11 protein-coding genes are annotated in these 11,799 nt (G+C 35.8%); all 11 read right to left on the reverse strand.

The window, feature by feature from the left end; genetic code table 11:
- Positions 1-151: 151 nt before the first annotated feature.
- The 11 genes from FJR06_RS15540 to FJR06_RS24425 all read right to left on the reverse strand — a co-directional run bounded on the left by FJR06_RS15540 (position 152) and on the right by FJR06_RS24425 (position 11,749).
- On the reverse strand, positions 152-553 hold the full coding sequence (locus FJR06_RS15540) for a Uma2 family endonuclease (protein WP_168651752.1): 402 nt from the start codon (positions 551-553) through the stop codon (positions 152-154).
- An 11-nt stretch (positions 554-564) separates the two neighbouring features.
- The gene (locus FJR06_RS15545; RefSeq protein ID WP_168651753.1) at positions 565-1,755 is read right to left on the reverse strand and encodes a glycosyltransferase; all 1,191 of its coding nucleotides are present in this window, start codon (positions 1,753-1,755) and stop codon (positions 565-567) included.
- Positions 1,752-3,122 carry an O-antigen ligase gene (locus FJR06_RS15550; protein ID WP_168651754.1) on the reverse strand — a complete coding sequence of 457 codons (1,371 nt, stop codon included), beginning with the start codon at positions 3,120-3,122 and terminating at the stop codon, positions 1,752-1,754. Before FJR06_RS15550 ends, FJR06_RS15545 begins: the two co-directional genes overlap by 4 nt.
- Before the next feature lie 10 nt (positions 3,123-3,132).
- Positions 3,133-4,191 (reverse strand): glycosyltransferase family 4 protein, encoded by a 1,059-nt coding sequence (locus FJR06_RS15555; RefSeq protein ID WP_168651755.1) that lies wholly within the window; start codon positions 4,189-4,191, stop codon positions 3,133-3,135.
- Positions 4,192-4,449: 258 nt separating this feature from the next.
- A complete protein-coding gene (locus FJR06_RS15560) occupies positions 4,450-5,511 on the reverse strand; it encodes a glycosyltransferase (RefSeq protein ID WP_254434437.1) in 1,062 nt (353 codons plus the stop codon).
- A gap of 638 nt (positions 5,512-6,149) precedes the next feature.
- Positions 6,150-7,166, reverse strand: coding sequence for a glycosyltransferase family 2 protein (locus tag FJR06_RS15565; protein ID WP_168651757.1), 1,017 nt, complete (start codon positions 7,164-7,166; stop codon positions 6,150-6,152).
- A gap of 13 nt (positions 7,167-7,179) precedes the next feature.
- On the reverse strand, positions 7,180-8,055 hold the full coding sequence (locus FJR06_RS15570) for a class I SAM-dependent methyltransferase (RefSeq protein WP_168651758.1): 876 nt from the start codon (positions 8,053-8,055) through the stop codon (positions 7,180-7,182).
- A 131-nt stretch (positions 8,056-8,186) separates the two neighbouring features.
- On the reverse strand, positions 8,187-9,380 hold the full coding sequence (locus FJR06_RS15575; protein WP_168651759.1) for a glycosyltransferase: 1,194 nt from the start codon (positions 9,378-9,380) through the stop codon (positions 8,187-8,189).
- Positions 9,377-10,312 (reverse strand): NAD(P)-dependent oxidoreductase, encoded by a 936-nt coding sequence (locus tag FJR06_RS15580; protein WP_168651760.1) that lies wholly within the window; start codon positions 10,310-10,312, stop codon positions 9,377-9,379. The genes FJR06_RS15575 and FJR06_RS15580 overlap by 4 nt, the downstream gene beginning before the upstream one ends.
- Positions 10,309-11,154 (reverse strand): class I SAM-dependent methyltransferase, encoded by an 846-nt coding sequence (locus FJR06_RS15585; protein WP_168651761.1) that lies wholly within the window; start codon positions 11,152-11,154, stop codon positions 10,309-10,311. The genes FJR06_RS15580 and FJR06_RS15585 overlap by 4 nt, the downstream gene beginning before the upstream one ends.
- On the reverse strand, positions 11,144-11,749 hold the full coding sequence (locus FJR06_RS24425) for a DapH/DapD/GlmU-related protein (RefSeq protein WP_168651762.1): 606 nt from the start codon (positions 11,747-11,749) through the stop codon (positions 11,144-11,146). Before FJR06_RS24425 ends, FJR06_RS15585 begins: the two co-directional genes overlap by 11 nt.
- Positions 11,750-11,799 lie beyond the last annotated feature (50 nt).

Consider the following 11,799-nt stretch of genomic DNA (forward strand, 5'->3'; position numbering starts at 1 on the left):
TGAAACCATTTTTAATGCTATTTTATCCCATGTATAATTATTCAATATAAACTGACGAGCGCGATAGCGAAGCGCGACCTAGGAATCGCCCATTTTTTTTAGCTGATTGAGGATGATCTAAGAAATTCTGAAAATTTAAACTTGAGGGTTACTAAATCTCCTCGGAATTAATCCCCATAGATTGAAGTTTTTCAGTTAATTTAGCAGCTTTTTGTTCAGCTTCCTCAGCCCTTTGACGTTCTTGTGCTACTAATTCACCTCCCCAAAGTAATAAATTTCCTGATTTATCCCACCAACGTAACCAAGAGGTTTCCATTTCCGCTTTTTTTCCGATCCATACACCTAGAAATAGGTTTAAGGATTCTAAATAAAATCGCTTATTTTCATCTGGGGATTGTTGTTCATATTTACCGTCTACTAAATGGTAAACACCTAATGTCCCTGTTTGGGGATGGAAAATTACATATACAGGAATTCTTAAAATTTGCTCATAAAAATACCATTTGCCATAAGGTTGTTTTATTATACATTCATTTTTGAAATATGAACCCACCCTAACCCTCTCTAAGAATTAGAGGAATTTGAAAAGTTAATTAGATTTTGATACACTGAAATCATTTTTAGGGCTATCCTATCCCATGTATAATTTTCTAATATAAACTGCCGGGCGCGATCGCCCATTTCTTTAGATTTTTGAGGATGATTCAGACAATGTTCAATCACGCTGGTAATTTCTACAATATCTAATTGGGGAACGTAACCAACATCATTCTCCTGGATCATAGAAGCTAAAGCTACACCAGGAGTGACAATAGTAGTTAGACCTGCTGCCATTGCTTCGAGTACAACAACTCCAAAATTTTCAGAATGAGAAGTCAGAACAAATATATCAGATCCTTGTAGTAAAGTATCTTTCATTTCACCTGTCACAAATCCAGGACGATGGGTGCAATGATCAAGTTGATTATTAATCAATATTTCACTGATTTCGGTTTCATAATCTGGAGAGCCATTACCTGCTAAGATGAATGTAAACTCTTTACTTTTTACTTTACTCAGAGCCGGAATTAGATAATCTAATCCCTTTTTATAATGTAACCGTGACATAAATAAGATAATTGTTTGCTCTGGAGGTATGTTAAACATTTCCCGTAATTTTTGACGAGCTTGGGGAATATCTGCCGGAATTTGTAGTCCTAATGGCATAACAACGGGTGGAACTCCTAACCCTAAAAGTTCAACTTCTTGAACTTCCTTTGTGGAAGTTAGTTGTAAAATATGACTATGTTGAAGATTACTTTTTTCTATCAGTGATAAATATATCTTTTTTTTCAGTTGACTCTGTTGTAAAGACCATTCACACAGTAAACCATGCGGTTGATTAATATAAGGTACTTGCTGAAATCTAGCAATTATCATTGCCACAGTTGAGGCATAGGAAAATAAAGCATGAATATGTACTAAATCATATTCATGAATATGTTTCCACAGCCATTTCGTTAACTCCCAAGAAAAGGCAAACTCCCGAACAAAAGAGACTTGGGGAGAGAAGCGGGGGAAGAACCTAGTAGGAATTTCTTGATACTGAGTTAATTGACATAATGGAACATTCAGCAAATCATTTCCGTTGTCATTAGTCGTTACTAATTCTACGTTAACTTTGGTATTTTTTAGAGATTGCAGCATTTCCAAGACGGCTTGGCTTGCTCCTCCACGGTGTGAACCGACGGAAGGAATGACATGAAGAATCTTCATGATTTAAATGAAAGCTTATGATTGTGGTAATACTGAGAGATTGAGTAATTATACTCTCGTTGTGCAAATTCAATCAAATAGTTACCGAGGACAAGATATAAAAAAACCGCAAGCAGTGAGAATGTCAAATTACCTAATAGATAGGCTTCTGATACACCACCAACTAACAAAGAAAGCAACCCAGCCATAACTACACTACATTTTAGATAATAATCTGGTCTAATTTTCGAGAGATGATCCAGCTTGAATATCATTTGTAAACTGGTCCAACCAAACATAAACATTGGTATCGCACCAACTAAACCCATGCTTCCCAATACACCCAGCCATGAACTTTCACCAAAGCGCAGGCGATCGCCTACAAAAGGCTCTCCAAATAGGGGATACTTTAGAAATAGTCCCCAATAGCCACTCCAAACCCCGTCACGGGTACTAGTGTCTAAGTTAGACCACTTGGAAGAGGTTGCGGATAATAGTCCTGGTGTATCTAGATCTGTGGGACTGAGGGAGGGTAGAACAAATGCTGCAATTACTGCGAAAATCAATACTATTTGCAATAAATTTCCACCTCGACGGCGGAAAAAAATCAGCACTGAAACAACAGCCACAATTGTACCTGTGCGAGATGCGGTCATCAATAAGCCAAAGATTGCTAAAGCTAAAAACCCTACCCAGATCCACTTCATCCACGAATGTTTTTCATTATGAAAGAATAGGAATAAGAAGGCAGGTATAGTAGCAGTAATCAAAATGGCTGCGTGATGAGGATTGCCCGTAGTCCCCAAAAACCAGCCATGAATGAATGTAATGGCATATTTGTCAATTAATGCCTGATAACCATTAGCAACACCAAATATCACCCCTACCATTGCGATCGCCCATACCCCTAGTTGAAAATTCTCTTCATTCTGAAGCCATCTTGATGGACCCAAAATCACCATTAACACTAATCCCCCAAAGGTAGCAGCACTTAAAAAAGCAAAACCTTGATTCCCATAAACTAATATTTTGAAGAAAATTACACTTTGAACTAAGATCAGATAAATAATGGGCTGGGGTATGATTTTTTGTCGCCAAATATTTTGGGACTTAAAAGCAATAAATATTAATAACACCAGCAAAACTATCGTTAATGGTCGTCCAACTTCACGAATTTGCTGGAGGGGAAAAACTAGCGGTGGGGCTTCTTTGATATATTCATTTGCAAATTTACTTAAGGAAGCAGCAAAACCAAAGATAGCTACCAGAAACCAGCCTAAGCGGGGGCTACGTTGGTTAGCTTTCATAAGCATAAACGAACCGCCACCTAGCAGCATCAAACCCAAGGGTGTGGTAATAAAACCAACTAGTTGATTGACAAAATCCATAGATGTTTATTTACTGTACAGATTTGATGATGGTTAACCAACGTTCTGCCCATATTTCTGCTCCATAAGGTTCTGCAAAGCTCTGGGCGCGTTGTCCCCATATTGGCAAATCATTATAATTATTATGTATCTTGAGTAAAGCTTGGGCTAAGGCTTGAGCATCATTAGCAGGAATAATTATTCCGTTGTATCCAGAACGGATGACTTCTACTGATGAACCACATACTTGAGTGCAAATAACAGGTAAACCAGAAGCAGCGGCTTCAACTAATGCACATCCCCAATTTTCAAAACGACTAGGAAATAAAAAAGCACCGGCATTGAGCCAAATATCTTTCATTTCGCTGGGTTGCACAAAACCTCTGTTTTCAATACCTGGTTGTCCTTGCAAATGTGATTCTAATTCACCTTTACCGCAACAAATTAAATTCCAAGGGTCTTCAACTTCTTGGCGATATTGTTGATATGCTTCTACTAAAATATTTATTGCTTTATCGTGGCTATATCTTCCTACAAACAAAAATGAACGTGGCCAGGATGACTGGTTTCTTGCTGCTAAAAGAGGGGAAAAAGTTTGATAATCTATACAATACAAACCCAAAGAAATGTCTTTTAAAGGTATTCCTAAACGTCTAGCATATTGCCAACTCCGCTCTCCAGTCACAACTACATGAGCCATTCTCTGTAAATAAGAGCGCAGCAGCCAACGAGTTAAATATTGCTTCCAAGTACCCCACCAGGTAGTATCCATACACATAATGAATTTTATATGGCGCAATTGAGATGAAAAAGCCAATTGACGATAGGGTGAATGAAACCACCCACATAAAACCAATACATCAGGATTTTGTTGACTGACTAATTGCTCTATTAATTCTGGTTTATCCCTTTCCTGTAAATCTAGAAGACGGTGAGGAATACCCTGCATTAATTCATCAGCAAAAGCAGTTTGAGTACGAGCTTGAAAAGCAATGACAAATAGCTCAATTTCAGGCATAGCTTGTAATGCTCGCCAGCAAGCTGTCATGTAACCAGAAATATCAGACCAGCAAAAAATAACTCTGATCATGAATAATAGACCTCTTGCAAAATTAATTTTATGTTATGATCAAAGGCTGTGTTTTTTTAGATAAAAGTTAGAGTTACACAGCTATGGTGTTATTTGCGATCGCCAATAACACCAAAAATACATAAAACCTAAAACCTCCTATCGTACCACAGAAACAATTGTGCAAGAGTTATTATTATGTAATACTTATAACCCATTACTTTGTCCACAACCAAATTGAATAAAACGAGCTTCTGTTGCCGATACCATATATTTTACCTACCTATACTCATAAAATGCTCTCTGAAGAATATCAACACAGCGTGACCAAGTATACTGTTTTGCGTGTTCTTTTCCCCGCTGGCTATAATCTTGTCGCAGTTGTGAATTTTCCTCAAGTTGGATCAGTATATCAACAATGGCTGCTGTATCTTCTGGTTCAACAACAATACCTGCTGTCCCCACAACTTCTGGTAAAGAACCACGGTTACTGACTATGGGGGGAGTTCCTGCTGCCATTGCTTCTATTGCCGGAATGCCAAAACCTTCATAATGGGAAAGAAACAACAGTGAGGAAGCACAACGCATCAGCCGAGGTAAATCATTATCTGGTACTATTCCTAATAGTTTTACATTAGGTAAATCTTTAGCTGCTGCAACATATTCTGGTTCAGAATCTCCAGCAACGACAATCTCTATATCAGAATTTGCATCTAGTAAACCTTTAGCGACATCTAGGACAAAATCTGCACCTTTTCTCAATCTTAAACCACCAATAATGAAAGTATACGGATTATTTACAGGTCTTTCTAGCTTCAAGAGGTCAATTGAGGCAATATCATAAAAAGATTGTTCTACACCATTGCCCACAACCACTATTTTATTTGCATCTGCCCCCAGTAATTCAACCATCTGGTGTTTAGAAAATTCGGAGACGGTAAAAATTACCCTATAATTAGCCAAAGCCTTATAAATCCACTGACTCCATTTATAACGAAACCAACGATGTTCACGAGTATTTGACCAAGGTAAATCAGTCTCAAATGCTTGAATATCGTGGATTGTAACGGCTACGGGACAGCGTGAAACTGGAATATAAGTTTCCATTGGTGCAAATAACCAATCTGTGTTTGCAGGAAGGTATTTATCCATTTTGGGAAACTGAGCTAATTTCCACACTCTTTCTGTTAGGTTCTCTGGCAATGGGAAAGTTTTTAAAGGTATATCTCTTAAAGGGGAACGTCGATCAAGCTTGCCATCAGCTTGTAACCATTGCTGGGAACAGAGCAATTCTAAGTATATATTTTCCTGCGATGATAATCGCAGCAGGATGTTATTCATATACCTTCCTACACCTGTGCAGGGTAAGTAGGTACGGATGGGGTGGATATAGGAGATGATCTTTAACATAAAAATATAATAGCTTTATGTTTGTCGGTTCTTCGGTACTTACTATGCTAAATAATTTTGTCAAACCCTAAAATCCTTATAATGTAAGGATTTTACGTTAATTCATTTAACGTCAATGCAGGATAAATCCTGCAACTAGCCTTCATCCCTTGTCTAAAGCCCAGGTGTGGCTTCCTGAGTCAGCCCCACCTTCAAGGGTTTTCGGCATTTTCCTTATAAATTTGGCATCAAAAACAATGAAACCCTTTATTTATATGGGTTATGGGGTAAATAAACTCATATTTGGCATGACAGGTACGGAAGAACCTGTTTGTCAACATCCACATCAGTAAAGTAATCTTCATATTCCTTGATGCTTGAATTCAGATTGTCATCGGTAAAAAAATGTAATTCCTTGGCTGAAGGAATGTAAATTTTGGGATATTGATTAAGGACTTTAAAAATACAAGTCGTAGCAGATTTTGGAGAGCCGATACCAATAAAATTAGGAAGCATGATGGTATGAAATCATAATTTTAGCGATATTTAAAGGATAGAGTGAATAAAATTCATCGAGATATATTGCTTCTTTATTCTGTTATGCTTGAAGAGAAATGAAATGCCTTAATTAATAATTGACGAATACTACCAAATGTATATCTCGTCCAATAAACTTGGGGATTTTTGCATGATAGAATGAGTACTTTTAACACTTTTAAAATTCGATTTGTTTTCGGTTGTTGATGAATTTTAGCTAGATTTTCATACCATAGTAACCGCTCTAGCCAGAATTTAGCAGGTTTATGTAAATTTTGATATTCTGGTTCATCAAGAAGACTTTGCACAATATATTGACCTTCTTGTTTTACCTTACTCGGGGCGGTCTTTTGTTCTTGATGACATCTAAAATTAACTAATACTTGGTTAGAATAATTAACGTGAGGATAATGATGTACATATCTAACTACTCGGTCAAAGTCAAATTGAATTTGTAAATTTTCGTTGAAATTACCAATATTTTTTAATAACTGAGTCTTAAACCAAAATGCTGGTTGATGATAAACAGTATCTTTTTTGCTCGGTTTATTTGTAAATATAAATCTAGTCAATAAACCTTCAGGTGTAATATTTTGTGTAAAAATTTTTACTTGATTGCCTTCTTCATCGAAATTATTGACCACACCTCCGAAAGCATCATAACCTTGAATGCCCTGGGCAATAGCCAGCAAAGCACCTGGCATTAAAATATCATCAGAATTAATCCAATTAAAAATTTCACCAGTTGCTCTTTCTAAGCCTTTATTGATAGCATGAGTTTGTCCCCTGTCTGGTTTACTTTCCCAGTAAGTAAGATAAGATTCATACTTTTTGATAATTTCAACAGAATTGTCTGTACTACCTCCATCAATTATTATGTATTCTAAGTTGGGATAACCTTGAAGTAACACTGAACGAATAGTTTCTTCCAGAAAGTGACCATAGTTATAGTTAGGAGTAACAACTGTGATTTTGGGATATTCTAGATTGAGCGATGAAAAATTAGAATCAACTGAACTCGCACAAGACCAAGGCCAGCCAATTTTATTACTTACAGGAAAATTGCTCATGATGTGTATATTCTTAATTTGATTCTAAAACTGCGGCAACATTAACAACTCGATGAATAATTTTATCAGAAATAAAAAGATAACGTCGAGCTAGGATTTCATCAAAAGAATGACCTACAATCTTTTCAAGAATTTGCTTAAACTTACAGATATATTTTGCATACCAAAATAGTTTACCAGGTCCCCATTGGTAATAGTCTAAAGATAAAACGCCAGGTTTTTCGCAAATATAAGTAATATCTCGGCAAATAAATCCGCTATTTTCAACCATCCGATTAAACATTTCTTGATCATATTCTCGAGCAAAAAAGTTTTTATCTTGAGATTCTCTTTCGTAAACTGAACCATCAATATAAACAATGTTGCCTTTTTCTTTATAGGGAACCGTTAATAATATATCTCCTTCAGGCTTCAACACACGCTTGATTTCAGTTAGTGCTTTTACGTCTCCATCTTTCTCTGGGTAGATATGCTCTAAAACAGAAATAGTAACTACTTTATCAAAAATATGGTCATTAAATGATAAACAACGTACATCTTCACGATGATATTGAATATTGGAAATTCCACAAATATCGCAAATTTTTCTGTAAAGTTCAATTTCACTATCTATGATATTAATATAGTCAAAATGAACAAGAGGATACTGGTGAGCTAAAAAGATACTAAACCACTGAGGGCTGCTGACATCAAGAACACGTTGACCTGGTTTTAGAGATAGCCGAGTATAAATTGCAGAAAACTCAGCATATCTCATGTAATCAATTAATTTTAATTGTTCTAAATTTAGAGAATTTTGTTTTAATTCTTCTCCTATTTCAGAAAAACATTTTTCTGAAGTTGAGACAATAAAGTTTTTCAATTCTGGAATAAATGATGTTTTATTCATTTTCATATCCACAAATAAATTTGAGTGTGTAAATACTTCAAAAAACAACTAGAGTTTAATTTGCTCATCACATAACAAAACATTTAAAAGCTAATTTTATTGAGTTAATGATAAATTAAATCTGAGTTTACTTAAGCACTACGGACAATTTCTAGAAAGCGGTATCCAAACGCTTGAACCTCCTCTATATTTCTAATCCTAGCTAGATTTTCCTGATCTACATCTGAACCAGAAGATAGTTTTTCCCACCATTGAGCAATAAGTTCAGCTAGTTGTTCAGGAGAGTTACGATCAAAAAATACACTTCCTGGTGGGTCTTGCTCTAAATGAACTGGAAAATCAGAAAGAATCATTTTCTTACCAAGACAACGAGCATCTTCGACAACTGTACTCCAACCTTCAAATAGAGATGGTTGAATCACAGCGAGAGAGTGCCGCATTAGTTGAATTTGGTCACATCTAGGAATTAGACCTAATAAATATACTTGACTGGCTAATCCATAAGTATGAATGGTTGTCAGAATTTTATCTAAGTAGTTTGGTTGGCGGTGGTCATAAACATGACCAGTACAAACAACTTTCGGATAGATAGAATTTGCCTGAAGTATTTTCAAAGCTTCTAATACAATTAAATGATTTTTGTGCTGCCAAAATTGATTACTAATCAAAAATAATTTATCTGGTAGAAAATATTTCCGTTGAATTTCAACAGGATCTAATTTAAACCATAAATCTGGAAGGCTAGTGCGAAAATTCAATACTTCAGTTGCACATTTAGAATCAGGATAAAATTTCTGGAAATCAGCCGCAGATGTTTTACTGCTCAGAACAACCCTGGAACTTAATTCAGAAATTTGAGTGAAATAACTATCACGACACTTTATTTCGGTATCTGAAAACAAATGCGGCAGATACTTGTGCTGAAAGTCAAATATCCAGGGAAATCCTCTATAGGAGAGGTTGGCTTTATTAGGTGTTAAGAAAGGATAAATAAAGTCAATATTACCCTTATTCAAAAAAGGTGATAACCGAGGTTCTGGATGTGGTTGAATAGTTCTAATTATTTTCCATTTTAAGCGATTTATAAAAGTATAAGGTTCTAATTCAAAATCTAGGTTATATTGGTAGTCTAAGTTATTTTTTAATTGCTCTTGAATTTCTGGTTCAGCATATTTACCATCAAATAACAAACAAATTTCAAAAGTTGAGCGGACTTCGTGAGGTAAGCTGGATAAGGCAAAAATAATATTCTTGATATACTCAGCACCACCTATCCAATTACGTCCCCCTTGCATTAACAGACCAATTTTTAGAGGTTTATTCATATACCTACCAATTCAGCACGACACCAGGTTACAAAAGTTTTAACTCCCCGTTCTAGCTCAACAGTAGGAGTAAAGCCAATAGATTTTAATTGAGAAATATCAGCTTGCCAATTAAGAGGATTACCAGGAGGGACAACTCCATCAAATTCTGGTGTAGAATCTTGCTCTAATGAATTTAACACCATTGTTGCCAGTTCAGAAATTTTTACCTCTCTACCTGTACCTAGATTATATACTTCTCCTGCCATTGGTGCAGACTCTACAACTACACTTAATGCTCTAGCGATATCTAAAGCATGGATAAAATCACGGCTTTCTTCTCCTGTACCTTGTAATAACAAAGAACCTTGAGTTATTGCTTTTTGGCAAATATCCCAGACAACTTGACGACGTAAACCAGGACCATAAGCAGAAAATATTCTCACACTGGCTGTTTGTAACCCATAAACCTTTGTAAATTCCAGACACATTTGCTCACACATTAGTTTATGAAAACCATAGGGTGAAATAGGAGTAACTTTTTGGTTTTCACTCACAGGTAATGACTGAGGATTTCCATAGACTGCTGCGCTGGAAAGGAAGATAAATTTACATTTAGCAGAATAGAGCCGTAGTGAATTAAGTAATTCAAAGGTAATTACCGAATTTGTATAAAAGTCTGAGATAGGTTCAGAGACAGATAAGCCAACTGAGGCACGACCAGCACAATGAATGCAAATTGAAGGTAGATATTCCTGCAATATTTCCTTTAAATCAGAACTTGGTAATCTGAGGCAATAGTATTTTGTTAAGTTGGCTAAAGGTGCATTTTCAGGTGGAGATGTACCAATACCGATGATAGACCATCCTTGTTCTGAGAAATAACGGGCAACATAGCGACCAAGAAAGCCAGTTACACCTGTAACCAAAGCAATTTTATTATTTTCTGTCATCGCTTAACGGCTAGGAATGAATACAGACGACCAGGGCTATTTGATTTTTGTGATACATACCAACCATAAAGGTCTTGCAATATCTTAAATCCAGATAATTTAGTCCCTAATATTGCTCCACAGAACTTTGATAAAGAAGATTTAACTAAATTCTGATATTCTGCTTGACTCATTGGTGCATAGTTGATAACGCTTTCTAATGGAGCAAACGAGCGAATTATTTGTAACCCTGCTGAAGAAATAGCATCTTTATATTCTTCTAAAAGATAGGCATTTTCTCCACCATAAAGATGATGAAGAGGATGGGAATCTAAAAATTGTTGTAAATCTTCTTTTCGAGAAATAATATGTTCACGAGTAGCAATAAAATAACCACCAGGTTTTAATACTCTTGCTGCTTCTTGACACAGTTGCTTTAAGTTCTGTGCATGATGCAAAACTGCTCTACCATAGACAATATCAAAATAATTGTCAGTGAATGGCAATGTTTCACCCCAGTCCTGCACAACTTGAATGGATAAATCTGTATTTTTAGCCAAACGATGAATTGCACCAGCACCTACTAAATTACTAGAATCTGGTTCTAATGCTGTTACAGAACATCCAGCTTTGGCAAAGGCGTAACTAGAAATTCCTCTCCCTGCTCCTATATCTAAAACTTTTCCTGGAATTTTTGGTTTCAATAGTTTATTTAAAGCAGTCCATTCTTCACTGTGACTAAAACGTTCAGCAGCAGATTTTAGGGGGTCATCATAATAGCAATGCTGAACCAGTTCTTGTTGTTCAGGCTGCTCTCTTAACCATTGTACTGCTTCTTCCCAAGTTAGCATTTTATCGCTCATTTTCTGGAATCTCCCGAATAATTCTTGCTGGGTTGCCAGCTACAATTGTCCAAGGTGGAACATCTTTTGTAACTACCGAACCAGCACCCACAACTGATCCTTCTCCAATTGTTACTCCTTTTAAAATAATACAGTTAAAACCTATCCAAACTTTATTAGATATTTTTACTGGTGCTATTTTCACATTAGTCCAATCTTTTTTTCCCTCTAGCCAATTAATTACATCTTCTGACCGCTCAGAAAAAGAAATTGAATGGGAATTATGATCGACAATAATTGTTCCCCATGCAATCATTACATCGTCACCAATTTCTATGCCGTTGGCAGAAACAATCATGGCATTAACAAATGATCTTTTGCCAATTGAAACTCTAGCATTTTCCTTGTCAAAAAAAATAGAGCCATCTACTTGACTATTTTCGTTAACAGTAACCGAGCAATTTTTTCTTAATGTAATCTTATTTTGTGGAATTTTTGATGAAGGATGAATTAGTATATTCTCGTTAAAAAAATCCAAGTTTAAATCTTTATCAATCTTATTCGCAATCTTACGCAGTCCATTTGCAAATTTTTTAATTAATTTTTTCAGTGCCATTTCAAGATTTTAGGTTTTAAATTAAAGTTAATATGTTTTATTGATTTTAG

Source organism: Dolichospermum sp. UHCC 0352 (assembly GCF_009711925.1).
In the GTDB taxonomy this organism is placed as follows: Bacteria; Cyanobacteriota; Cyanobacteriia; order Cyanobacteriales; family Nostocaceae; genus Dolichospermum; species Dolichospermum lemmermannii.